Genomic DNA, 23,240 nt, shown 5'->3' with positions numbered 1-23,240 from the left:
GTGGGGGAGATGCCCGGCAAGGCAGAGGGGGGCGCGAAGGAACGCGACGCCTGCCGGTGACCCACGTTCGAATCTGACGAGGCTGGGCAATGGACGATTGAGAGGTTGGCGAGACAGCGCCCCCCTCTGGCCTGCCGGCCATCTCCCCCACGAGGGGGGAGATCAGCTCAATTTCAATCAACTTTTAATCTTTTTCGCCCGCGCCTCTGGACAAGGCGAATCGGCTTTGATTCTTTAATGGCGATTCGGGCGTGCGGCGTATCCGGATCATCCAGTATACGGCAGATCGGGGAGTGCCATTTATGGCCAAGGCGGACGCGTGGGGCGCGCCCGGAGGGAAGGCTTTTGCGCGTCGCAAGGCAAGGAGCGATGGACTTGCCGGCAACACGCGCCTGATCGCCGAACCTACTTATCAGCGGCTCCTGGCCGCCGAGCCGCTGCTGCGCCGGTCGATCCCGGCGCTGATCGTGATTTTCCTCATCGTCATCGCCGCGCTGCGCTTCCTGTCGCTGATGAACGAGCATGACGAGATCGAGCGCGACGCCAAGGCGGTTCTGGCGCTGGCCGCCGGCCAGATGGCGCAGGCCGTCACCGCGGACCCGAATGCGGCCGGCGCCAACGCCATAAGCCTTCTCGAAAGCACCAGCCGCCAGGGCGCCATGAGCCGCGCCCATGTGCTGGCCATCACCGACGGCGCCTTCAAGGTCATCGCCGTCTCGCCGCTGTCGACAGGCTGGCAGGGCCGCACGCTCGACAGTCTTGTGCTCGGCGGCCAGCCGCTGTTCATGTTCGGCGACCGCGCCGGCGTGATGGATGTCAGCATCGCGGGGCAGGACTGGTTTGCCGCCGTCAGCCTTACAGGCGACCGCAAACATGCAGCCGCCGTGCTGGTGCCGCAGGAAGCGGTGTTCGACAGCTGGCGCAAGTCGATGTCGCTGAACGTCACGCTGTTCGTGCTGACGGCGGGCGTGCTGATCGTCATCCTTTACGCCTATTTCGGCCAGGCGGCGCGCGCCCAGGCTGCGGACCGCATCTACCTCGAGGCGCATCAGCGCATCGACATGGCGCTGGTGCGCGGCCGCTGCGGCCTGTGGGACTGGGACATGGTGCGCGGCAAGATGTACTGGTCGCGCTCGATGTACGACATGCTTGGCTACGAGCCCTGCGATTCAATGCTCTCCTTCGGTGAAGTCGACGAGATCATCCATCCCGATGACGGCGACCTGTTCGAGCTCGCCAACCGCATCGTCGAACGCGAGATCGACCATATCGACCAGGTGTTCCGCATGCGCCACGCCGACGGACAATGGGTGTGGATGCGCGCTCGCGCCCAAGTGATCGACCCGGAAGCACCCGAGATCCAGTTGATCGGCATCGCCGTGGACGTCACCGAGCAGCGGCATCTGGCGCTGCGTTCGGAAGCGGCCGACATGCGGCTCAGGACCGCGATCGAGAACATCAACGAATCCTTCGTGCTGTGGGACGCCGCCGAACGGCTGATCATGTGCAATTCGAAATTCCAGAAGGACAACGGACTGTCGGACCGCGACGTCGTGCCCGGCGTCGGCCGCGACGCGCTCGAGGAGCGGATGCTGGCCTTCGCCTCAGAGCGCAGGCTCGCCAACGCCAATGGACCGCATGGCGGCGTTACTCTGGAGCGCCAGCTTGCCGACGGCCGATGGCTGCAGGTCAATGAGCTCAGAACCCGGGACGGCGGCATCGTCTCGGTCGGCTCCGACATCACCCAGATCAAGCTGCACCAGGAGAAGCTGGTCGACAGCGAGCGCCGGCTGATGGCGACGATCCACGATCTCAGCCTCGCCCGCCGCGCCGAGGAGGAACGATCCAGCGAACTGGTCGAGCTCAACCGCAAATACATGAAGGAAACCGAACGCGCCGAGGCGGCCAATCGCGCCAAATCGGAGTTTCTCGCCAACATGTCGCATGAATTGCGCACGCCGCTCAACGCCATCATCGGCTTCTCCGAGCTGATGCAGCAGGCCCTGTTCGGACCGCTCGGCTCAGAGCGCTACGAAGAATACGCAACCGACATCAACGGCAGCGGCAAATACCTGCTCGGCGTCATCAACGACATTCTCGACATGTCGAAGATCGAAGCCGGCCAGTTCTCGCTCGACCGCGAGGAGATCGACCTCTGCCCGCTGATCAAGGAAACGGTGCGGGTGATCTCGCTGCAGGCGGCGGAAAAGTCGATCAATGTCGAGACGCGCATTGCCGATACGATGCGGCTCTATGCCGACCGCCGCGCCATAAAGCAGATCGCCATCAACCTGCTCTCCAACGCGGTGAAGTTCACCGGACAGGGCGGCAAGATCACGGTCCGGGCGCGCAACACCTCCGGCGCTCTGCTCCTCACCATCGAGGACAATGGCTGCGGCATCCCCAAGCAGGCGCTGAGCAAGCTCGGCCGGCCGTTCGAGCAGGTGCAGAACCAGTTCTCGAAAAACCACACCGGCTCGGGCCTCGGGCTCGCTATTTCGCGCTCGCTGGCCGAGCTGCAGGGCGGCGCGCTGAAGATCCGCTCGACCGAAGGCGTCGGCACCATCGTTTCGGTGCGCATTCCGCTGAAGAAAGCGCCACCTGCGGTGAAGGCGGCGGCTTAGGCTAGACCGGTTTCGCCCGCTGTACTGCCCAAACCAGGAGAAAACGTCCGCTCCCGGGTTCTATCGCAGAATTGCTAATATTGCGATTGGCTCAGCCGGCTTGCCCCCGCGCCGGTCACGCCCGGCAGTCGATCGAACCCACCCCCAACGGACTGTCGGGCGCTAAACTGGGCCAGTGGGGTTTAGATCGTTTACGACTGCCGGCGCCGGGCTTGCCTCGGCGCCTTTCGATGCCCGTCGATAGACCAAGGCCACGACGAGACCGAAATATCCGACCTGCAGAATGACCATGGCCAGCATTGCCCATCCGAGCGCCGCCCAGACGGAACCAGTTTCTATATCAGCCCAGACCGCCACCATGAGTGACGCTGCGAACATGCCCACCAAGAATTTCTGAAGATCCATAGTTGCCCAGCGCCCCCGGCGTTCAAGTCAGCCGCTGAAAGAACCCACCGCTCCATTTGCGAAGCGGCGGGGCCCCCCTTCGTCGGGGTGATGATTGACCCCGGCATTGCTGACAGTGCAATTGCGGTGCCAGACCCATTGACCCATTACGGGACACCTCTGCCAATGGCGCAAGGCCGGATCGCCGATTAATATTAACTGTGGCTAATGTGCCACCCGGGAATCTCATGGCGACGATGCGGTTGATGGCGACGCTCCCGCACGAAGTAAGCGATCGAAATCTCTCCTGACCTTCCGCGACGTCTCCTTAAGATGCGCTTCCAGCACAGCGAAATCCGGCAGGTCTGTAACCGCCAGGAGCAGGTCCGAAAGCCCCGGCGGGACATCGTCACGCTGGAACTCGCCGGTGAGGCAGAGCCTGATCATCTGGGTCAGCGCGAGGTAGAGCCGATAAGCCCCGGCAAGTTCTTCGCGGATATCGCCGCCCGCGAAAGCGGGGGCCAATCGCGCCAGAATGTCGGCCGTCGCCGTCACTCGGCGGCCGGACTCGACATTGCCGGTGATGGTCGCCACCTGGGCGATGAATTCGAGATCGATTAGCCCGCCAGGGATCAGCTTGATGTCCCAGAGATCGCGCGGCGGCTTTTCCTTCTCGATCAGCGCCCGCATGTCGGAGGCCTCGGCCTTCACCTTGGCGGCGTCGCGTGGCTGCGCCAGCACCCCAGCAACCTCGTCGTCGAGTTCGGCGCAGAGCTCGGCATCGCCGCCGATGGCTCGCGCCCGCGCCAGGGCCATATGCTCCCAGGTCCAGGCGTCCTGGCGCTGATATTTCTTGAACGCATCGATATGGGTGGCGACCGGACCCTTATTGCCCGAGGGACGCAGGCGCAGGTCCAGTTCATAAAGCACGCCTTCGGCTGTCGGCGCCGAGACGGCGGCGATCAGGCGCTGCGTCATGCGGGTATAGTAATGCGAAGGCGCCAGCGGCTTGTCGCCGTCGGACTCCTCGGCATCGGCGTCATGGTCGTAGAGCAGGATGAGGTCGACGTCCGATCCGGCAGTGAGCTCGCGGCTGCCGAGCTTGCCCATGCCGAGCAGCGCCACCCTGCCGCCGGCGATCCTGCCGTGGCGCAGCGCGAATTCAGCGTTCACCGCTTGAAGCGCCGCTTCGATGGTGAGGTCGGCAAGATCGGAAAAGGCGCGGCCGGCGCGCGCGGGATCGATAGAGCCGGCAAGCAGACGCACACCGATCAGGAATTTCTGCTCGGAAGCAAAAATGCGCAGGCGGTCGAGCACATCTTCATAAGCGCGGTCGCCCTCTATGAAGGCCGCAAGCCGCGCCGAGAGATAGGCGCGGTTCGGCAACTCAGTAAGCAGTGCCGGGTCGAGCAGGCCGTCGAAGACGTGCGGGCGGCGCGTGATGATGGCCGCCAGCCGGGGCGCTGCGCCCATGATGGTCGCCATCAATTTGAGCAGCGCCTGGTTGGACTGCAGCAGCGAGAAAAGCTGGATGCCCGCCGGCAGGCCAACAAGGAACTCGTCGAAGCGGATCAGCGCCTCATCGGCGCGCCGTGTCTGGCCGAAGGCTTTAAGCAGCGCTGGCGTCAGCTCGGTCAGCCGCTCGCGGGCCTCCGCCGAGCGGGTGACGCGGTAGCGGCCGAAATGCCAGCCACGGATGACGCGGCAGATGTCGCTAGGGCGCTGGAAGCCGAGCCGGTGCAGAGTCTGCAAAGTGTCGGGATCGTCGACGTCGCCGGTAAAGACCAGATTGCCGACGCCGGCCGACAGTTCGGGCGCTGTCTCGAACAGCGCCGCATAGTGGCGCTCGACCTGCTGCAGCGAGGCGCGGAAGGCCTGAGTGAATTCCGCCTCGCCGGCAAAACCCAGCATCAGCGCGATGCGTTGCAGTTCCTCATCGCTGTCCGGCAGGATGTGCGTCTGCTCGTCCGCTACCATCTGGATGGCATGCTCGACGCGGCGCAGGAACCAGTATTGGCGCGTCAGCGCATCGCGCGCGTCGGCGGTGATCCAGCCGCGCGCGGCGAGCGCGCCCAGCATCGGCACCGTCTCGCGGCCGCGCAGCTCCGGGAAACGGCCGCCGGCGATAAGCTGCTGGGTCTGGACGAAGAACTCGATCTCGCGGATGCCGCCGCGGCCGAGTTTCACGTTGTGGCCCTTCACGGCGATCTCGCCATGGCCCTTGTGGGCGTGGATCTGGCGCTTGATCGAATGGACGTCGGCGATTGCCGCATAGTCCATGTATTTGCGCCAGACATAGGGCTGCAATTCCTTGAGGAAGGCCGCACCCGCTGCAAGATCGCCCGCCACCGGCCGCGCCTTGATCATGGCGGCGCGCTCCCAGTTTTGGCCGCGCGCCTCGTAATAGCGAAGCGCCGCCTCGACCGGGATTGCCAGCGGCGTCGAGCCGGGATCGGGACGGAGTCTCAGATCGGTGCGGAAGACATAGCCATGCTCGGTGCGGTCCTGCAGGATGCGCACCAGACGTCGCGTGAGCCTGGAGAACAGCTCGGTCGCGTCGAGCGGATCGATAACGGCCGGCGCTTCCGGCTCGTAGAAGACCACAAGGTCGATGTCGGAAGAAAAGTTCAGCTCATGCGCGCCGAGCTTGCCCATGCCGAGCAGGATCCAGCCTGAATCCCTTGCCGGGTCCGCTGGCTTGAGGAGCCTGAGCTTGCCTTGCCGATGCGCGTCGAGCAGCAGGAAATCGACGGCGGCGGATGTGCAGGCGTCGGCAAGATCGCTGAGGCGCCGCACCGTCACCGAGGTTTCCGCCTCGCCTGAAAGATCGGCCAGCGCGATCAGGAAATGCGCCTCGGTCTTCCATCGCCTGAGCGCCATCATCAGCCCGGTTTCCGAGATATCGTCGGCCTGCGCCGCGCCGCCGATCGCCTCGCCGACGGCGCCCAGCCGCGCCTCGACCGTCTGGTCAAACAACGTCTCGAGAATTACCGGCCGGCGGCGCGCCACATCGCGCAGGAAAGGCGAGAGGTCGAAGACGGCCGCCAGCACGTCCTGCAGCGGCCCCTCCCCGGCCAGGAATGCGGCGAGACGGGAAAGCCCCTCTTCCTCGGCGGCGTCGGCGATTTCCGACAGCTTACGCCGGGCACGGTCCGCATTGAGGGGGCGGAGCGCCAGTGTCGGGCTAAGCCGAAACTCGGATTCGATTTGCTTCTTCGCCATTATCCGCGCCATCAATGCGTCTCCCGCAACGGGAAACTCATGACCACGGACAATCCGGGATTGGCGGGCAAAAGATCAAGCCTTCCGTTGTGGAAAGTCATGATTGCCTTGGCGAGGCTGAGGCCAAGGCCAGATCCCGGTTGCGAGCGGCTCTTTTCCAGCCGCACGAAACGTTCGGTGGCCCGGGCACGATCGGCATCGTCCGGAATGCCGTGGCCATTGTCGGTGACGGTAAGCTTGATCTCTCCTCCGGCGCGCTCCAGCGCCACACGCACTTTCGGCGTCTCGGCTGCGTCGGTCGAGTATTTGATGGCATTGTCGACGATGTTGGACAGCGCCTGGCCGATCAGCTCGCGGTTGCCGTTGATCGTCAAGGCCTCGGGCGCGCTCGTTTCCAGCACGACGCCCGCCTCCTCCGCCACCGGCTCGTAGAGCTCCACGACATCGCTCACCGTGGCGGCGAGGTCGACCGGACCGGTCTGTTCCGAGGAATAGCCGGCCTCCAGGCGCGAGATCATCAAGATGGCGTTGAACGTCTTGATGAGCTGGTCGGACTCCGCGATCGTGCTCTCCAGCGCCTGGCGGTAGTCCGTGGTCTTGTGCTTGCCGGCGAGCGTGGCCTCGGCGCGGTTGCGCAGCCTGGTCAGCGGCGTCTTCAGGTCGTGGGCTATGTTGTCGGAGACCTGCTTCAGCCCCTCGTTCAGCATGGCAATCCTGGCCAGCATCGAATTGAGGTTTTCCGACAGGCGGTCGAATTCGTCGCCGGCGCCGGTCACCGGCAGCCGTCCGCTGAGGTCGCCGCCCATGATGCGGCGGCTGGCGTCCGAGACGCTGTCGATGCGTTTCAGCGCGGCGCGCCCGACGAAGAACCAGATCAGGATGCCGCCCAGGCCCATCATGCCGAGCGCCAGTGTCAGCGCGCGGCTGACGACGGCGCGGAAGCGCTCGGGCTCGCCGAGGTCGCGGCCGACCAGCATGATCATCTGGTTGGGCAGTCTCAGCACGAGCGCGATGGCGTTGTGGCCCTTTTCGCCTGTCGACTGGGGATTGCTGCTGTCGCCGGCCTGAGGCGCGGGCTGATCCGTAGCGCCGCTGCGCAGTCGATCGAGCTCACCCTCGCCGAAGCGCTGGTAGGAAAAGGGTTCGGTCGTCCAGCCCTCGGTCTCGATGACCCCGGGCTCAAGGCTCTGCACGTTGCCGGTCAGGATCTGGCCGTTGGCGTCGGCGATCAGATAGAGGTTGGCGCCAGGCTGGCGGGAGCGGTTCTCGACCACGCGCACCAGCACCGGCAGGCCGCCGCGCTGATAGGCGCGGGCCAGACCCAGCACCTCGTCATTGATGGTCTCCTGCGTCTGCGCGGTCAGCATGCGCGCCGACAGCGACGTCATGTAGAAGACGAGTAGGACCGCGCAAAGCGCGAAAAGCAGAAGATAAAGCGCCGAAAGCCGGGCCGCCGTCGTCCTCATGATGGCCGGCAGGGAAAGAGCCATTTGCTTCTAGATCAGGACGACGATCTGTTGAATCGTCATCCTGATCTAACCCCTTGTTGCAGCATGATCTTTTCCGAAAACCGCTTCCCACTTTTCGGGATCATGCTCTAGCCGCCCTTCAGCATGTAGCCGGCGCCGCGGATCGTGTGCAGGATCGGCTTGTCGAAGCCTTTTTCGATCTTGCCGCGCAGGCGCGAAACATGGACGTCGATGACATTCGTCTGGGGGTCGAAGTGATAGTCCCAGACATTTTCCAGAAGCATTGTGCGCGTCACCACCTGGCCGGCATGGCGCATCAGATATTCGAGCAGGCGAAACTCGCGCGGCTGCAGTGTGATCTCGCGCCCGGCGCGCTTGACCGAATGCGACAGCCTGTCGAGTTCGAGATCGCCGACACGGTAGACGGTCTCGGACTCGCGCGCGCTGGCGCGGCGGTTCAGCACCTCGACGCGGGCGAGCAATTCGGAAAAGGCGTAGGGCTTGGTGAGATAATCGTCGCCGCCGGCGCGCAAGCCGGTGACGCGGTCGTCCACCTCGCCCAGCGCCGAAAGGATCAGCACCGGCGTGGTATTGCCGCGCGAGCGGAGGGCGGCTATCACCGACAGGCCGTCGCGGCGCGGCATCAGGCGGTCGACCACCATCACGTCATAATCGCCGGCATCGGCAAGCGCGAAGCCGGTCTCGCCGTCGCCAGCGACGTGGGCGGTGTGGCCCGCCTCGGCAAAGGCTTTCTGCAAGTAGTCCGCTGCCTCGCGATCGTCTTCCATGACGAGAATCTTCATGGAGCCGTTATACGCGATTTCACTGGAAGGTTGAGAGGCAGTCATTCTTGTTGCCTTGCATTCATTAGTCGCATGTCTTCTTCCCAAAACCGGGACCCACTTTTGGGCGTCATGCGATAAAGCGGCAGCGGGTGATGGGAAACCCGCTGCCGCCAGGAGCGAAACACGGTGACTGACTTACGTGCTCGGCCCCATGTTTTCCCGATGGGGGCTCGGGGGTGTTGATACCGCCACAGGGAAAAGCTGAACGTCTTCCAGTGGCGCATGATCCGTTCCAAAAACCGATGCGGTTTTCGGGGTCATGCGCGATATCTCAGCCCTTGCCGACCGGAAGCGCGACGAAGCGGTTCGAGTCGTCGTGGGTGATCTGCATCAGCACAGCCTTGCGGCCGGCCTTGGCGGCATCGGTCATCGCCTTGGAGACGTCGTCAGTGGTGTTCACCTCGTTGGAATTGATCGAGGTGATGACGTCGCCGGGCTGGATGCCGCGGTCGGCCGCGTCGCTGTCGGGATCGACATCTGTGACCACGAGGCCCTTGCCGTTTTCCGCCTTGGTAACCGTCAGGCCGAGATCGGCCAGCGTGTCGGGTTTCGCGGCGGGCGCCGACTGCTTGTTGCTATCGTTGTTCGAGGCCTGCTTGTCGCTGGCCGGCAGCGTGCCGAGATCGACCTTGACCGTTTCGGACTTGCCGTTGCGCCAGACGGTGAGGTCGACCGACTTGCCCGGCGAATAGCCGCCGATCGTGCGGGCGAGATCCTTCGGCGAATCGATATCCTTGCCGTCGACCTGGGTGATCACGTCACCGGCGGTAATGCCAGCCTTCTTGCCCGGACCGGAATCCTGGGCACTCGACACCAGCGCGCCCTTGTCCGACTTCAGGCCGAGCGACTCGGCGATGTCGGAGGTGACCGGCTGGATCTCGACGCCGAGCCAGCCGCGCTGGACGGAGCCGCTCTTCATCAGGTCCTGGACGACCTGCTTGGCGGTCGAGGCCGGGATGTCGAAGGCAATGCCGACGCTGCCGCCCGACGGCGAGAAGATGGCAGTGTTGATGCCGATCACCTGGCCGTTGAGGTTGAAGGTCGGGCCGCCCGAATTGCCGCGGTTGACCGAGGCGTCGATCTGGATGAAGTCGTCATAAGGACCGGCGCCGATGTCGCGGCCGCGGGCCGAGACGATGCCTGCCGTAACGGTGCCGCCGAGGCCGAACGGATTGCCGACGGCAACCACCCAGTCGCCGATGCGGATCTTGGAATCGTCGGCGAAGTCGACATAGGTGAACTTATTGCCGCCGCCATCGACCTTGAGCACGGCGAGATCGGTGCGCGGGTCGGTGCCGATCAGCTTGGCGTCGAGCTCCTTGCCGTCATTGGTGACGACGCTGAAGTCCGAGCCTTCCGAGACGACGTGGTTGTTGGTGACGAGGTAGCCGTCCTCGGAGATGAAGAAGCCCGAGCCCTGGGCGATCGGGCGCGGCTGGCCATTGCCATGGTCGCGGTGGTTGAAGCGGCGCATGCCGAACTGGCCGCCCTGACCCTGATCGCCGAAGCCGCGGAATTCCTTGAAGAAGCGGCGCAGCTGCGGATTGTCGGGCAGGTTGTCGAAGCCGTCCTGGTCGTCGGAACCGTCATCGGCCGTCGGCTGGATCTTGGCCTTGACCTTGACGCTGACGACCGCAGGCGAGACGTGCTCGACGACATCGGCAAAGCTCGGCATCTGCGGGGCCTCGACGCGCACGGCATCGGCCAGCACGGGGGCGGTGCCGGTGGCAAGCGCGCCCGCGCCGACCGCGCCGATAACGGCCAGGGACGCCGCAGCCGCCATCAGGCGCTTGCGGGTGCTGGAAAATGAATTGGGGGCATTATTCATGGCGTTTCTTATCCTCTGTCGAAGCGGATGCGCTCAGGCGAAGCATCCTCGGGCAAGAGGATTAGTGAGCCGCACATTACGGCGCCATTTCCGGTACATGAAAGTTTTGTAATGTTGGTAGGCTGGGGACGATGCGCGAGATCACGAGGTTTCAAAATGACCACAGGCCATCCCAACCGAACTCGAGTCTCAGTCGATTGGGAGACCGAGACGATGGAAGGCATCAAACGCGGAATAGCCGACGCAAAGGCGGGTCGTGTGGCGCCTCACGAAGCGGCAATGGCGGAAATCGACGCAGTGATCAAGGCCGTGGAGCCCGAGCGCGCAGGCGAGGTGTGAGGTAGCCGCCCTTGGCTGAAACCTCCGCGACGTCGTCATTCCAGGGCGGAGCAAGGAGCGAAGCGACGCGCGCAGACCATAGAATGACGACCTCAGAAGTGATTGAACCCAATCACCAAGGTCCCAGACGGCGCTTAGTCGCGCAGCATCTTGTCCAGCGCTGCCTGCTCTTCGTCCGAAAGCGCCGACGATGCCGGGCGGCGCGAACGGGCGCTTAGCACGATGAACAGGCCACCGGCCAGAAGCAGGAGCACCGGCGTGCCCCATAAAAGCGCGGTGCGCAGGCTGAAGCGCGGCTTCAAGAGCACGAACTCGCCGTAGCGCGAGACGATGTAGTCCATCACCTGCTGGTCGCTGTCGCCGGCGACGAGGCGCTGGCGCACCAGGATGCGCAGGTCGCGGGCAAGGTCGGCGTCGGATTCGTCGATCGACTGGTTCTGGCAGACCATGCAGCGCAGGCCTTCCGAGAGAGCGCGCGCCCTCGCCTCCAAGGCCGGGTCCTGCAGCACCTCGTCAGGTTTCACCGCCTGTGCCGCGCCGGCAAAAAGCAAGGCCAGGAGCAAGACCAGCGAGGCGAGTGAAAATCTCGGCCTCATGTCGGGCTCGCGGTCGCTGCAGCCGGTGCAGGCTTGCGCCGCTTTGCCGGCGCGCCAACGCGCAGGCGGCGGTCGAGCAGCGACATAGCCGCACCCGCCATCATCACCAGGCCGCCGCCCCAGATCAGCGTCACCAGCGGCTTCCACCACAGGCGCACGACGACGGAGCCGTCCTTGTTTTCGTCGCCGAGCGACAGATAAAGCTGGCTCAGGGCCAGCGTGCGGATGCCGGACTCGGTCGTCACCGTCTGGCGCACCGGATAGAAGCGCTTGGCCGAGGTGATCTCGCCATTGGCCCTGCCGTCTGACATCAGCAGGAAGCGGCCGCGATCTTCGGTGAAATTCGGACCTTTCTGCGGGGTGAGCCCCTCGAAGCGCAATGTGTGGCCTGAAAGCTCGACCGTTTCGCCAGGATGCATCGAAAGGATTTTTTCGGTGCCGAAGCAGAGCGTGCCGACGATGCCGAGCAAGGTCAGGCCAAGGCCGAGATGGGCAAGCGCCGTGCCGAAGACCGAGCGCGGCAGGCCGGCGAAGCGGCGAAGAATAACGGCCGGAGCCACGGAACCAACTCCGGATTTGACGGCAAGGTCGGTCAGCGCACCGGCGACCAGCCAGACGGCGAGGCCGACGCCGAGTGCCGCAAACACCGACGCACCGTCGATGAACAGGCCGGTGACCAGCATCGCGGCGATCGCAATGGCGAAGGCCGCCATCAGGCGCTGCGAGGCGGCAATGATGTCGCCGCGTTTCCAGGCAAGCAGCGGGCCGAATGGCACGATCGCCAAGAGTGGCAGTATCAGTGGGCCGAAAGTTAGGTCGAAGAACGGCGCGCCGACCGAGATCTTGCCGCCGGTCAGCGCCTCCAGCGCCAGCGGATAGAGCGTGCCGACGAGCACCGTGGCGGTGGCGGTGGTGAGGAAAAGGTTGTTCAGCACGAGAGCGCCTTCGCGCGAGATCGGGTGGAACAGGCCGCCCGCCGTCAGCCGCGAGGCGCGCAGCGCAAACAGCGTGAGCGAGCCGCCGATGAACAGCGTCAGGATGCACAGGATGAAGACGCCGCGCGCCGGGTCCGTGGCGAAAGCGTGTACCGACGTCAGCACGCCGGAACGCACCAGGAAGGTGCCGAGCAGCGACAGCGAGAAGGTGAGGATGGCAAGCAGCAGCGTCCAGATCTTCAGCGCCGAACGCTTCTCCATGACGATCGCCGAATGAAGCAGCGCGGTGCCGGCGAGCCAGGGCATGAAGGAGGCGTTCTCGACCGGATCCCAGAACCAGAAGCCGCCCCAGCCGAGCTCGTAATAGGCCCAGTAGGAGCCCATGGCGATACCGCCGGTCAAAAACATCCAGGCGACCAGCGTCCACGGCCGCACCCAACGCGCCCAGGAGGCGTCGATGCGGCCCTCGATCAGTGCGGCGACCGAGAAAGAGAAGCAGATCGAGAAGCCGACATAGCCGAGATAGAGCATCGGCGGATGGATGGCGAGGCCGAGATCCTGCAGGACCGGGTTGAGGTCACGTCCCTCGATCGGCGCCGGATTGAGGCGGATGAAGGGGTTGGACGTCGCCAGGATGAACAGGAAGAAGGCGGCGCCGATCATGCCCTGCACGGCCAGCACGTTTGCCTTCAGCGTTGAAGGCAGGTTGTTGCCGAAGACGGCGACCAGCGCGCCGAAGAAGGTCAGGATCAGCACCCAAAGCAGCATCGAGCCTTCATGGTTCCCCCAGGTGCCGGTGATCTTGTAGATCATCGGCTGCAGGGAGTGGGAGTTTTCCCACACGCTCGCCACCGAGAAGTCCGAACCGGCATAGGCGCTCGCCAATGCGGCGAAGGACAGCGCAGTCAGCGCGAAGCCGGTGACCGTGACCGGACCGCCGACAGCCATCAGCCGCTGGTTGCCGGTGCGGGCGCCGACCAGCGGCACCAGCATCTGCACCAGCGACAGCGCGAAGGCGAGCACAAGCGCGAAATGTCCGGTCTCGACCATTGGTTACCTGTTTTCTCGCAGGTTCTGATCGCAAAACCGCGTGGCACTTTTGCGGAACCTGCTCATCAGTTCGTGCTTTCCTGCCAGACGCCCTTGGCTTTCAGCCCGTCGGCGACTTCCTTGGGCATATAGCGCTCGTCGTGCTTGGCAAGGACGCTGTCGGCGACGAACACGCCATCAGGGCCGAACGCGCCCTCGGTGATGACACCCTGCTCCTCGCGGAACAGATCCGGCAGGATGCCGGTATAGGTGACCTTGACCGATTTCTGCTTGTCGGTGACCGAGAAGGCGACGGTGGCGCCCTGCCCGCGCACGATGGTGCCTTTTTCGACCAGGCCGCCGAGCCGGATGCGCTGTCCCGGCGGCACGCTTGCGGCGGCAAGATCGGCGGGCATGTAGAAATAAGACGCCTTCTGTCCCAGCGCATAGAAGGTGAGTCCGGCGGCGGCGGCGAGGAAACCCAGCCCCGCCAGAATCACCGACATCCGCTTCTGCTTGCGCGTCATTGCCTTTACTCCGCCGCCGTCACGCCGAGCGAGGCGGCGAAGGCGGTGAATTTCTTGGCCTGCTCGCTGTCGGCGCCAAAGGCGGCGACAGCGCGGCCGAGCGCGTCGCGCGCCTGGTCGGCCTTGCCGAGCACGACATAGGAACGAATGAGCCCCATCCATCCTTCCTCGTCACGCGGGTTCTGCTTCAATTTGTCGTCAAGCCCGGCGACCATGGTCTCGATCATCGCCTGCCGGTCCTGCGGCGACATCTGCTGGGCCGCTTCCATTTGTTGCGCATCGGGGCCGTTCGCCGGCGGGTTTGCGGCGACCGCCATTTCGCCCGCCTCGGCAAGCGACTGCTGGACGGCGTTGCGCCAGGGCGAGTCCGGCGCGAGCTGGCCGAGCATCTTTTGCCAGGCGGCGACAGCCTCGGCCTTCCTGCCCTCCTGGGCGAGGCCGACAGCCAAATAGAAATTCGCCTTGGCGTTGGCCGGATCGAGCTTCAAGGCCGCGTCGAAAGCATTCTGGGCGTCGGCCGTAACGATGCCGCCGGCAGCACTTGCAATCGCCTCGCCAAGTCCGGACTGGCGCACGGCGCTGTCGCCGTCGAGGCGGATGGCATTGCGGTAGGCGGTCACCGCGTCAGGGAAGCGCTGCAGGCGCAGATAGATCGGCGCCAGCACGTCCCAACCCTTGCCGTCGGATGGATTGGCGGCGAGATGTGCCTCGGCGCGGGCGACCAACTCGTCGACCGAGGAGTCGGCGGGATTCTTGGCGAGGCGTTCGGCCAGCGGCTGCGAGGGCAATTCGGGAGAGCCGAGCACGCCGTACAACCCCCAACTCAGCAGCGGGACGGCAAGCACCGCCACGCTGGCGAGCAATCGGGCGCCGCGCGAAGGTGCGGAGGCTGCCACGTCCGACTGGGCAGCCGCGCCAAGGCGCAGGATGCGGCGACCGATCTCGGCGCGCGCCTCTTTGGCTTCCCCCGGCTGAATCAGGCCGCGCGCCATGTCGCGGTCGAGCTCGGACAGCTGGTCGCGATAGACTTCGAGGTCGTGGTCGCCGGCCGGCGACGTGCCCTTCATGCCGCCGGTAAGCGGCAACAGCACCGCCAGGCTGGCGCCCAGCGTGAGGATTGCAGCTATGACCCAGAACAGCATGGCTCTTCCAATAAAGGCAGAGCCCTGCCCTGCCAACACAGGCTTGCTGCGACGCTTTGGCGGCCGCGCCGTCGGCCGGCGGCCTGATCGCGTTCGAGACCCGTCAGGTCAGCGGCGTCCAGCTGCCGTCGGCATTGCGGCAGGCGGTGCCACGCGCGGTGACGCCGGAGGTGCCTGTAAAGACCGTGTGGGTATACTGGCGGCAATCCTGCGAACCGACCCGGTAAGGCTGGGCGGCGACGACCTCGCCGGAATGGTTCGAGCTGTCGCTCTTCCACGTCACCTTCTGGCCGCTGGTGTTGTATTCCAGCGCCTTATACTCCGCCTCCAGCCCTTTGCGCTTCTCGGCGTCGCTCAGGCCCGAGCCGATCGATCCGCCGATGAGCCCGCCATTCATGGCCGAGACGATTCCGGTCGACACCTTGCCGCCGGCGGGCGGCGTGGAAACAGGCGTGACCGGAGAGGCTGGCCCACCCCTGCTGAGCGTCGAGCAGCCGGAAACGGCGAGCAGGGCGGAAACGAGCGCGACGCGGATCTTCATGCCTACAACCGGTTCTCTTGGGCGGGATGAGCTGGGGGCTGCGTCATCGAGGGGATTTTCGTGGCCATAGTGTTGATATTTGTCGGAAATTTGGCCGCTGCCGGCCACACGCAAGTCGATAAAAAACATTATTGGAGGCTCCGCAATCTCACCACCGCTCTCAGACCGCCCATGCCGGACCGTTCCAGCGCCAGGACGCCGCCGTACTCGTTGACGAGGTCGGCGACAATGGCAAGGCCGAGCCCGGTTCCCGGCTTCGTCTCATCCAGTCGCTTGCCACGCTTCAACACCTCCCGCGCGCTGTCCTCGGGTATGCCCGGACCGTCATCCTCTATAACGATTTCAAACAGGTTAGCGTTTCCCGAAATAGTGGCGATCGTCACGGAGACGGCGCTCTTTGCCCATTTCATCGCATTGTCGAGCAGATTGCCGAGCAGTTCCTCCAGATCCTCGCGCTCGCCGGCGAAGACGATCTCGGACGGCGGCAGCGACAACGTCAACGTCGTCTGCGGGTTGAGCTTCCGCAGCACGCGCACCATGCGTTCGACCAGCGGCGAAACCGGAGTGCGGAAGACGACGCTGTCGCGCTGCGCGGCGACGCGGGCGCGCTGCAGATAATGGTCGACCTGCTTCTGCATCGAGGCGGCCTGGTCGGCGATCAGCTGGCCCTTGGCGCCGCCAAGCGCCCGGCCCTCATTGATCAGCACGGCAAGCGGCGTCTTCAGCGAATGGGCGAGGTTGCCGACCTGGGTACGCGAGCGCTCGACGATGCGCCGGTTGTTTTCGATCAGCGCATTCGTCTCATTGGCCAGAGGCTCGATCTCGGCCGGGAAGGTGCCGTCGAGCCGCTGGGCCGTTCCTTCGCGCACCATGGCGAGCGCGTTGCGGACCTTGCGCAGAGGCTGGAGGCCCAAGAGGATGGCGATGGCGTTGATGGCGATCATGCCGGCGCCGAACAGCGACAGATAGGTAAGCAGACGGCGCTGGAAGCTTGCTATCTCCTGCTCGAGTTCGCTGTGGTTGCCCATGACGCGGAAACGGGCGGCGCGGTTCTTGGCGTCGAGAACGAACTCGCTCTCGAACACCTGGAGCTGCTCGCCCTTGATGCCTCCCGTCGCGTAGCTGCGCTGGAAATTCGCGTTGAACGGCACGTCGGCGACGCTGGGCGACAAGATGGAGGTCGTCATAGAGGAGGAATGGAGCTCGCCATGCACGCCCTCGGAGGCAGGCTCCACTGACCAGTACCAGCCGGAATTCGGTTGGGAAAAGCGCAGGTCGCCGAGGTCGGGCGAGCCGGTCAGCGCGCCGTTGTCGGAAATGCCAACGGAGCCGATCAGGTTGAACAGATGCGCCGACAAGAGGCTGTCGAAGCCGCGTTCGCTGGCCTGGCGGTAAAGCGTGGTGATGAGGGTGAAGATGACGATCAGCGTCACGATCGCCCAGATGGTCGAGAAGCCGATGACGCGAAAGGTCAGCGAGCGCGGCCAGAGCCGCAGCCTCGACAGGCGCGTGCTTACGATTGGCTTCAGCGGTTCCGCGTCACGCCTCCGGCTCACGCATGCGATAGCCCATGCCACGCACGGTTTCGATCATGTCGATGCCCATCTTCTTGCGCAGCCGGCCGACAAACACCTCGATGGTGTTGGAATCGCGATCAAAATCTTGGTCGTAGAGATGCTCGACCAGCTCGGTGCGCGACACCACCTCGCCCATGTGGTGCATCAGATAGGCGAGCAGCCGGAACTCATGCGAGGTGAGTTTCAACGGCACGCCGTTGACATCGGCCTTGGACGCCTTGGTGTCGAGACGGAGCGGCCCGCAGGTGAGTTCCGACGAAGCGTGGCCGGCGGCGCGGCGGATCAAGGCCCGCACCCGCGCCAGCACCTCTTCGATGTGAAAGGGCTTTGTGACGTAGTCGTCGGCGCCGGCGTCGATGCCGGCCACCTTGTCGCTCCAGCGGTCGCGCGCCGTCAGGATCAGCACGGGCATCTTGCGATCGCCGCGGCGCCAGCGTTCGACGACGCTGATGCCATCCATCTGCGGCAGGCCGATATCGAGGACGACCGCATCGTATGGCTCGGTGTCGCCAAGGAAATGCCCCTCCTCGCCGTCATAGGCGCGGTCGACGACATAGCCGGCGTCGACCAGCGCGTCGGCCAGTTGCCGGTTGAGATCCTTGTCATCCTCGACGACGAGCACGCGCATGGGTTGAAAACCTGTTGCTGGATAGACGTATAGGCCGATTCCGCCGGCCTGGGAAACGAGTGGGTCAGCCCGCCGGGACGACGATTTCCGAGCGGCGTGGACGCTGGCCGTCCTTGCCGGGGACGAGCACGACGATGACGCAGACCGGCTGGCCGCCTCGCGTGGCCTGCGACGCCTTGGCCAGCGTGCCGCCATTCTGCGCGGCGACCTGCTGGCCGATCGCATAGCAATCGCCGGCGGCGAGCACGACCGGCTGATCGGCCGACGGCTCGACGACCGGCAGAGCGGTCGCCTTCGAGGCAAAGAGGCCGGCTGCGGCGATCGCCAGCACTGCTTTGCAAAGATGTGAGCCAAGGTTTTTCATAGTCACGGTTCTAACGCATATGGGCTGAACGTGAAATGAACGGTGAACAACCGAAACTCCATGCCACCCATTCCCCAGCGAGTATCGATGCCAGGACTCCCTCAAGCCCGGCTGCGAATTCATAGCCGGAAAATCATTCGATCCGCCATGCTTTTTGGCTGCGGATTCCGTGCCCCCGCCCTAGCTAGAGTAGATCGGTCCGCCGACGATAGGAGCATGCGATGACGCGCGAGGGTATTGCCGATCTCTACCGGGGCTACATCGCCTGCCTGAACGACCAGAACTGGGACAATCTCGGCCGCTTCGTCGGCGAAGAGGTGCAGTATAATGGCGAGACGATCGGGCTTTCAGGCTATCGCCGCATGCTGGAGGGCGATTTCGAGTCCATTCCCGATCTGCGCTTCAACATCGAGCTTCTCGTTGCAGAGCCGCCGCGCGTGGCGGCGCGCCTGCATTTCGACTGCCATCCCAAAGGCGTGCTGTTCGGCCTGCCGGTCCATGGCAAGCGCGTTTCCTTCGCCGAGAACGTCTTTTATGAATTCCAGGACAGCCGAATACGCGAGGTCTGGTCGGTGATCGACAAGGCCGCGATTCAGGCTCAACTTTAGAGCCGGATACTCAGGCGCTTTCCTGCGTCAGCGCGCGAAAGCGCAGCAGCCCGTGATAGACGGTCAGGTCCTCGTCGTAGCGCGCTTCGGCGAATTCCAGCGACAGGCTGGTCTGACCACGCGATCCGATGGAGAACGCCGCGCCATCGAGGCGCGCCTTGATGCTGTCCATGATGAGCCGCGTCTCGGCCTCACCCTGGGCTTTCGACCAGATATGCAAGGTAACCAGCTGGTCATTGTCATTGTCGGCGCCGGTCTCGAGGTCAAAGGCGCTGGTGCGGCCATAGGTGACGTTCGGAAAGGCGGCCTTGTCGCTCGCCTTCTCAAGCAGGCCGACGCCGCCGAGCAGCGCCGACAGGGTCGCATCGGTCTTCAGCCGCAGGAACAAGGCCTGCATCAAATCGCCAGGCGCCGTCATCTACCGTCCATCGCCAATACATATCTCCGCATGTTGCCCGCAAGGTAACCGCGCTCGCGATCCGATGCCAGATCGCGAATCGTATTGACTATAACGTGAATGGCGAAGGTCTCGAATTTATTACGTTTTCGTCGAATTAAGAGACCGGCGCCGCGCCACCCTGCTCGGTGCGCCTGGCGGTGAACTCGTCGAGCACGCCCGCGCAGGCGGCAGCGGCCGGCGGCGGCTGGAAGTCGGCGAGAATCCGCTTCCAGATGCCGGTCGCGCGCTCCGTCGCCGTCTTGCCGCCGGCTTGCGTCCAGTTGCCGAAATTCGACCAGTCGGCGACCAGCGGCTCGTAGAAGGCGGTGCGGTAGCGCGCCATGGTGTGGGCGGCCGAGAAGAAATGGCCGCCGGGCTGCACCTCGGCGATCGCGTCGAAGCCGATGGCATCAGCGTCGCCGGGCGTCGTGGCGCAAAGTTCGGCGACCGTCTGCAGCGCCTCGATGTCGGTGATCAGCTTTTCGTAGGAGACGCTCAAGCCGCCTTCCAGCCAGCCGGCGGCGTGGATGCAGACGGTGGCGCCGGCGAGCACCGAGCCCCATAGCGCGAACTGCGTTTCGTGGGCCGCCTGAACATCGGAAATGTTGGCAGCGCTGCCGCCGCCGGAGCGCCAGGGCAGACCGGTGAAGCGTGCGAGTTGGCCGGCGCCAAGCGTGGCCTTGATGTGCTCCGGCGTGCCGAAGGCCGGGGCCCCCGACTTCATGTCGACATTGGAGGAGAAGGAGCCGTACACCACCGGCGCGCCGGGCCGCACGATCTGGGAGAGCGCCAGGCCGGCCAGCGCCTCGGCATGCTGCAGCGTCAGCGCGCCGGCGACCGTGATCGGCGCCATGGCGCCGGCCAGGCAGAAGGGCGTGATGATCGAGACCTGGCCGGCCTTGGCGAAGTCGATGATGCCTTGCGCCATCGGGATGTCCAGCTGGCGCGGCGAGTTGGTGTTGATGACGGTGTAGCAATAGGCGCCGGCCTGGAACTCAGCCTGCGACAGCCCGCGCGCCAGCCGGACCATCTCGAAACTGTCCTCGACCTGCGGCGTGCCGCGCGCGAAGACGAAGGGGAATTTGTCGGACAGCGTCAGTTGCGCGCGGTTGACGGCGTAGTGGCGGAAGCGGTTGTCGATGTCCTGCGGCTCGATCGAAGGACAAAGCATATGCAGCACGTCGAAATGCTGGATGAGCTTGGTCAGTTCCTCATAGGCGGCAAGGGAGCCCGGTCGCCGGCCGCGTTCGAGATCGGTGACATTGGGCGCGCCGGCCCCGGCCAAGAAGGTCATGGAGCCGAGTTCGAGCATCAGGTCGCGCTCCCGGGCACCGGCCAGCGCCTGAATCGATTTCGGCGCCGTGGCAAGCGCGGCGGTGACGATGTCGCGGCCGATCCTCACCATCTGGCTGTCCTCGTAGACCAGCGCACCCGCCTTGGCGTAGATGGCGCGGGCTTCAGGCAACAACACCTTGATGCCAAGTTCCTCAAGCACGCGCAGCGCGGTGTCATGTATCGCCGCGACCTGGTCCTCGGAGAAGACCGGCTGCGGCAGGAACGGGTTCTTCAGCGCGCGGTAATTCGGATGGCGGCTGGATTCACTGCCGGCCTCGCCGGTGCGGCCACGCCGGCGTTCGCGCCTCAGGTCGCGTGCGACGTCTTCAACCATGGCATCTGCTCCTCATTGCCGCATCGCCTTGCCTTCAGGGTCGTAGGGCGAGGCCGCGATGACGCGCGCCGGCCGTTTGACCCCGACAATGTGAACGGAAAGTTCGGTCCCCTGCCCGGTGAAATCGTCGTCCAGCAACGCCAAGGCGACGCTCTTGCCGAGCGTGTAGGCGTAGCCGCCGGAGGTGACGAAGCCGACACGCCGGCCTTTGGACCAGACCGGCTCGAAGCCGCTGGCATCGGCATCGACGGCATCGACTTCCAGCATCACGATACGCCGCGAGACACCCACCTTGCGCTCTTTCAGCGCCGCCTCGCGACCAATGAAGTCGCCCTTGTCGAAGGCGATGAAGCGGTCGAGCCCGGTCTCGCCGGGCGCGTAGCCTTGCGTGAATTCGCGCGACCAGATGCCGAAACTCTTTTCCAGCCTGAGCGAATTCAGGGCGTAGTAACCGATCTCGGCAAGGCCGAGATCCTCGCCGGCGGCAAGCAGTGTTTCACGCAGGCTCGAATGCAGGGTGGCCGGACAGTTGATCTCGAAGCCGAGCTCGCCGGCGATGGAGAGGCGGGCTACGCGGGCGCGCACCATGCCGATATCGAATTCACCGCAGGCCATGAACGGCACGGTTTTGGCGGAAATGTCCTGATGCGTTGTGCGCTCCAGGATTTTCCTGGCGTTGGGACCGGTGACGAGGAAGCCGGACATGGCATCGGAAATGTCGGTGACCGTGACGCCATCCCTCGGATGCGCCTCGAACCAGCGCATGTGGAATTCGCGCAGATAATAGGAGCCCATGATCCAATACTCGCCGCCCCAGTTGAGCACGGTGAGATCGCCCTTCAGCCGGCCATCATGCCCCAGCATCGGCGCCAGCTTGGCGCGGCCCGGCTTCGGCAGCCGGCAGGCGAGCAGCCGGTCGAGCCAGGCCGCGGCGCCCGGGCCTGACACGGCGTAGCGCGAGAAGGCCGTGGTATCGACGAGGCCGGCGGCGCGGCGCACCTGCAGCACCTCGTCGCCGACGATGTCGAAGGCGTCGGAGCGCTTCAGCGTCGTCTCCTCGCGAAAGCCCATCGGCGCGAAATAGGCCGGGATTTCCAGGCCCCAGGACGCCGTCCATTCGGCGCCGGCGGTGCTCATGCCGTCATAAGCGCCGGGGCGCTTCAGTGGCCGGCCGGCCGGCAGCCGCTCATTGGGGAAGGTCATGACGAAGCGGCGAGCGTAGAACTGCCGCGTCGTTTGCCTGAGATATTCGCGGTTGGCGGCGAAGGCGCCATAGCGGGCGATGTCCATGCCGAAGATGTCGGCCTGCGGCTCGCCGTAAATCATCCACTCGGCCAGCGACTTGCCGACGCCGCCGCCCTGGCTGAATCCGGCCATGACACCGCAGGCGACCCAGTAGTTGCTGAGCCCCCGCACCGGGCCGACCAGCGGATTGCCGTCCGGCGTGAAGGTGAAGGCGCCGTTCACCCATTTGCGGATGCCGGCCTTCGCCAGGCAGGGAAAGCGCTGATAGGCCTTGGAAAGCTCGGGGCTGATGCGGTCGATATCCTCCGGGATCAGCTCGATCCCGTAGTCCCAGGGCGCGCCGTCCATGTTCCAGTGTTTCGGGTTCTGCTCGTAGACACCGAGCAGCACACCCTTTCGCTCCTGCCTGAGATACGAGAAGCCGTCGAGGTCGACGGCGAGGCCGAGCTCCTTGTCGAGGGCGGCGACCTCCGGAATGTCCTCGGTGACGAAATAATGGTGCTCCATCGGCGTCACCGGCAGATCGACGCCGGCCATCAGCCCGACCTGCTTGGCCCACAGGCCGCCGGCATTGACGACATGCTCGGCAACGATCGTGCCCTTTTCGGTGACGACATCCCAGCCGCCATCGGCGCGCGGCTTCAACTCGACGACGCGGTTGCGCAGGATGACGTCGGCGCCGCGCTTCTTCGCGGCGCCCGCATAGGCCTGCGTCGTGCCGTAAGGGTCGAGATGGCCTTCATTGGAATCATAGAGGCCGCCCAGCACGTCGCTGACGTCAACGATCGGGCATATCTCTTTGATCTCTTCGGGCGTCACCAGGCGGGCCGTCTCGATGCCGACCGACTGAAAGACCGCCCAGGCCGATTTCAGCCATGCCCAGCGCTGCGGGTCGCTCGCCATGTTGACGCCGCCGGTCATGTGCAGGCCGGCATTCTGGCCGGACTCGGCCTCGATCTCGCGATAGAGCTTGATCGTGTAATCCTGCAGTGCCGCGACATTCGGATCGGCGTTGAGCGCATGAAAGCCGGCAGCCGCGTGCCAGGTCGAGCCGGCCGTCAGCTCGGCGCGCTCGATCAGCGCCACATCGCTCCAGCCGAAGCGTGTCAGGTGATAGAGCACCGAGGCGCCGACCACGCCTCCTCCGATGACGACCGCGCGATAATGCGACTTCACGAGCCTCTCCCTCTCGTTGGAGGCTGCACGATACATAGTCTGGACACATGTGT

17 protein-coding genes and 1 pseudogene are annotated in these 23,240 nt (G+C 64.8%); 3 read left to right on the top strand and 15 right to left on the bottom strand.

The annotated features are described in order from the left end of the window. Nucleotides 1–302: 302 nt before the first annotated feature. Nucleotides 303–2,624 (top strand): PAS domain-containing sensor histidine kinase, encoded by a 2,322-nt coding sequence (locus EN869_RS02905; protein WP_127228566.1) that lies wholly within the window; start codon nucleotides 303–305, stop codon nucleotides 2,622–2,624. Nucleotides 2,625–3,254: 630 nt separating this feature from the next. Here the strand turns inward: EN869_RS02905 and EN869_RS02895 are convergent. The 4 genes from EN869_RS02895 to EN869_RS02880 form a co-directional block, all read right to left on the bottom strand. Next, nucleotides 3,255–6,242, bottom strand: coding sequence for a bifunctional [glutamine synthetase] adenylyltransferase/[glutamine synthetase]-adenylyl-L-tyrosine phosphorylase (locus EN869_RS02895; protein WP_127228568.1), 2,988 nt, complete (start codon nucleotides 6,240–6,242; stop codon nucleotides 3,255–3,257). Continuing rightward, nucleotides 6,242–7,720: a HAMP domain-containing sensor histidine kinase gene (locus EN869_RS02890; RefSeq protein WP_127228569.1), complete on the bottom strand. Its 1,479-nt coding sequence runs from the start codon at nucleotides 7,718–7,720 to the stop codon at nucleotides 6,242–6,244. Before EN869_RS02890 ends, EN869_RS02895 begins: the two co-directional genes overlap by 1 nt. A 107-nt stretch (nucleotides 7,721–7,827) precedes the next feature. After that, entirely contained in the window at nucleotides 7,828–8,502 is a 675-nt protein-coding gene (locus EN869_RS02885) for a response regulator transcription factor (protein ID WP_040991372.1), read from the bottom strand. A gap of 313 nt (nucleotides 8,503–8,815) precedes the next feature. Continuing rightward, nucleotides 8,816–10,372 carry a Do family serine endopeptidase gene (locus EN869_RS02880; RefSeq protein ID WP_127228570.1) on the bottom strand — a complete coding sequence of 519 codons (1,557 nt, stop codon included), beginning with the start codon at nucleotides 10,370–10,372 and terminating at the stop codon, nucleotides 8,816–8,818. Between the two features lie 192 nt (nucleotides 10,373–10,564). Here EN869_RS02880 and EN869_RS34960 point away from each other — a divergent pair. Further along, nucleotides 10,565–10,711, top strand: a pseudogene (locus EN869_RS34960) (CopG family transcriptional regulator); the annotation flags it as partial. Nucleotides 10,712–10,845: 134 nt separating this feature from the next. Here the strand turns inward: EN869_RS34960 and EN869_RS02875 are convergent. The 8 genes from EN869_RS02875 to EN869_RS02840 all read right to left on the bottom strand — a co-directional run bounded on the left by EN869_RS02875 (nucleotide 10,846) and on the right by EN869_RS02840 (nucleotide 18,050). Continuing rightward, nucleotides 10,846–11,307 carry a cytochrome c-type biogenesis protein gene (locus EN869_RS02875; protein WP_127228571.1) on the bottom strand — a complete coding sequence of 154 codons (462 nt, stop codon included), beginning with the start codon at nucleotides 11,305–11,307 and terminating at the stop codon, nucleotides 10,846–10,848. Continuing rightward, nucleotides 11,304–13,292 carry a heme lyase CcmF/NrfE family subunit gene (locus tag EN869_RS02870; protein ID WP_127228572.1) on the bottom strand — a complete coding sequence of 663 codons (1,989 nt, stop codon included), beginning with the start codon at nucleotides 13,290–13,292 and terminating at the stop codon, nucleotides 11,304–11,306. The genes EN869_RS02875 and EN869_RS02870 overlap by 4 nt, the downstream gene beginning before the upstream one ends. Nucleotides 13,293–13,357: 65 nt before the next feature. Then, nucleotides 13,358–13,798, bottom strand: a complete 441-nt coding sequence (ccmE, locus tag EN869_RS02865) for a cytochrome c maturation protein CcmE (RefSeq protein ID WP_127228573.1) — start codon at nucleotides 13,796–13,798, stop codon at nucleotides 13,358–13,360. A gap of 5 nt (nucleotides 13,799–13,803) precedes the next feature. Next, nucleotides 13,804–14,940 (bottom strand): c-type cytochrome biogenesis protein CcmI, encoded by a 1,137-nt coding sequence (gene ccmI, locus EN869_RS02860; RefSeq protein WP_127228574.1) that lies wholly within the window; start codon nucleotides 14,938–14,940, stop codon nucleotides 13,804–13,806. 103 nt (nucleotides 14,941–15,043) lie between these two features. Further along, a complete protein-coding gene (locus tag EN869_RS02855; RefSeq protein WP_127228575.1) occupies nucleotides 15,044–15,481 on the bottom strand; it encodes a hypothetical protein in 438 nt (145 codons plus the stop codon). Nucleotides 15,482–15,609: 128 nt separating this feature from the next. Further along, complete coding sequence (locus EN869_RS02850) at nucleotides 15,610–17,037, bottom strand: ATP-binding protein (RefSeq protein ID WP_127228576.1); 1,428 nt, start codon at nucleotides 17,035–17,037, stop codon at nucleotides 15,610–15,612. Further along, nucleotides 17,021–17,686, bottom strand: coding sequence for a response regulator transcription factor (locus EN869_RS02845; RefSeq protein WP_027164846.1), 666 nt, complete (start codon nucleotides 17,684–17,686; stop codon nucleotides 17,021–17,023). The genes EN869_RS02850 and EN869_RS02845 overlap by 17 nt, the downstream gene beginning before the upstream one ends. Before the next feature lie 64 nt (nucleotides 17,687–17,750). Continuing rightward, nucleotides 17,751–18,050, bottom strand: a complete 300-nt coding sequence (locus EN869_RS02840) for a hypothetical protein (protein ID WP_127228577.1) — start codon at nucleotides 18,048–18,050, stop codon at nucleotides 17,751–17,753. A 221-nt stretch (nucleotides 18,051–18,271) separates the two neighbouring features. On the opposite strand from EN869_RS02840, the gene EN869_RS02835 reads away from it, so the two are divergent. Next, nucleotides 18,272–18,658, top strand: coding sequence for an ester cyclase (locus EN869_RS02835; RefSeq protein WP_127228578.1), 387 nt, complete (start codon nucleotides 18,272–18,274; stop codon nucleotides 18,656–18,658). Nucleotides 18,659–18,668: 10 nt separating this feature from the next. Here the strand turns inward: EN869_RS02835 and EN869_RS02830 are convergent, their stop codons facing one another. The 3 genes from EN869_RS02830 to EN869_RS02820 all read right to left on the bottom strand — a co-directional run bounded on the left by EN869_RS02830 (nucleotide 18,669) and on the right by EN869_RS02820 (nucleotide 23,187). Next, complete coding sequence (locus tag EN869_RS02830; RefSeq protein WP_127228579.1) at nucleotides 18,669–19,076, bottom strand: DUF3168 domain-containing protein; 408 nt, start codon at nucleotides 19,074–19,076, stop codon at nucleotides 18,669–18,671. A gap of 136 nt (nucleotides 19,077–19,212) precedes the next feature. After that, nucleotides 19,213–20,766 (bottom strand): trimethylamine methyltransferase family protein, encoded by a 1,554-nt coding sequence (locus EN869_RS02825; RefSeq protein WP_127228580.1) that lies wholly within the window; start codon nucleotides 20,764–20,766, stop codon nucleotides 19,213–19,215. A gap of 12 nt (nucleotides 20,767–20,778) precedes the next feature. Further along, nucleotides 20,779–23,187, bottom strand: a complete 2,409-nt coding sequence (locus EN869_RS02820) for an FAD-dependent oxidoreductase (RefSeq protein ID WP_127228581.1) — start codon at nucleotides 23,185–23,187, stop codon at nucleotides 20,779–20,781. Nucleotides 23,188–23,240 lie beyond the last annotated feature (53 nt).

The sequence above is a fragment of the Mesorhizobium sp. M2D.F.Ca.ET.226.01.1.1 genome (assembly GCF_004022705.2).
In the GTDB taxonomy this organism is placed as follows: Bacteria; Pseudomonadota; Alphaproteobacteria; order Rhizobiales; family Rhizobiaceae; genus Mesorhizobium.
Note: the sequence above shows the minus strand (reverse complement) of the source record. Positions and strands in the feature narration are given on the sequence as shown.

Bases quoted from the DNA above. Each gene is read 5' to 3' on its own strand.
- EN869_RS02905 (WP_127228566.1), top strand. From the start codon at position 303: ATGGCCAAGGCGGACGCGTGGGGCGCGCCCGGAGGGAAGGCTTTTGCG.
- EN869_RS02895 (WP_127228568.1), bottom strand. From the start codon at position 6,242: ATGGCGCGGATAATGGCGAAGAAGCAAATCGAATCCGAGTTTCGGCTT.
- EN869_RS02890 (WP_127228569.1), bottom strand. From the start codon at position 7,720: ATGGCTCTTTCCCTGCCGGCCATCATGAGGACGACGGCGGCCCGGCTT.
- EN869_RS02885 (WP_040991372.1), bottom strand. From the start codon at position 8,502: ATGAAGATTCTCGTCATGGAAGACGATCGCGAGGCAGCGGACTACTTG.
- EN869_RS02880 (WP_127228570.1), bottom strand. From the start codon at position 10,372: ATGAATAATGCCCCCAATTCATTTTCCAGCACCCGCAAGCGCCTGATG.
- EN869_RS02875 (WP_127228571.1), bottom strand. From the start codon at position 11,307: ATGAGGCCGAGATTTTCACTCGCCTCGCTGGTCTTGCTCCTGGCCTTG.
- EN869_RS02870 (WP_127228572.1), bottom strand. From the start codon at position 13,292: ATGGTCGAGACCGGACATTTCGCGCTTGTGCTCGCCTTCGCGCTGTCG.
- ccmE (WP_127228573.1), bottom strand. From the start codon at position 13,798: ATGACGCGCAAGCAGAAGCGGATGTCGGTGATTCTGGCGGGGCTGGGT.
- ccmI (WP_127228574.1), bottom strand. From the start codon at position 14,940: ATGCTGTTCTGGGTCATAGCTGCAATCCTCACGCTGGGCGCCAGCCTG.
- EN869_RS02855 (WP_127228575.1), bottom strand. From the start codon at position 15,481: ATGAAGATCCGCGTCGCGCTCGTTTCCGCCCTGCTCGCCGTTTCCGGC.
- EN869_RS02845 (WP_027164846.1), bottom strand. From the start codon at position 17,686: ATGCGCGTGCTCGTCGTCGAGGATGACAAGGATCTCAACCGGCAACTG.
- EN869_RS02840 (WP_127228577.1), bottom strand. From the start codon at position 18,050: ATGAAAAACCTTGGCTCACATCTTTGCAAAGCAGTGCTGGCGATCGCC.
- EN869_RS02835 (WP_127228578.1), top strand. From the start codon at position 18,272: ATGACGCGCGAGGGTATTGCCGATCTCTACCGGGGCTACATCGCCTGC.
- EN869_RS02830 (WP_127228579.1), bottom strand. From the start codon at position 19,076: ATGACGGCGCCTGGCGATTTGATGCAGGCCTTGTTCCTGCGGCTGAAG.
- EN869_RS02825 (WP_127228580.1), bottom strand. From the start codon at position 20,766: ATGGTTGAAGACGTCGCACGCGACCTGAGGCGCGAACGCCGGCGTGGC.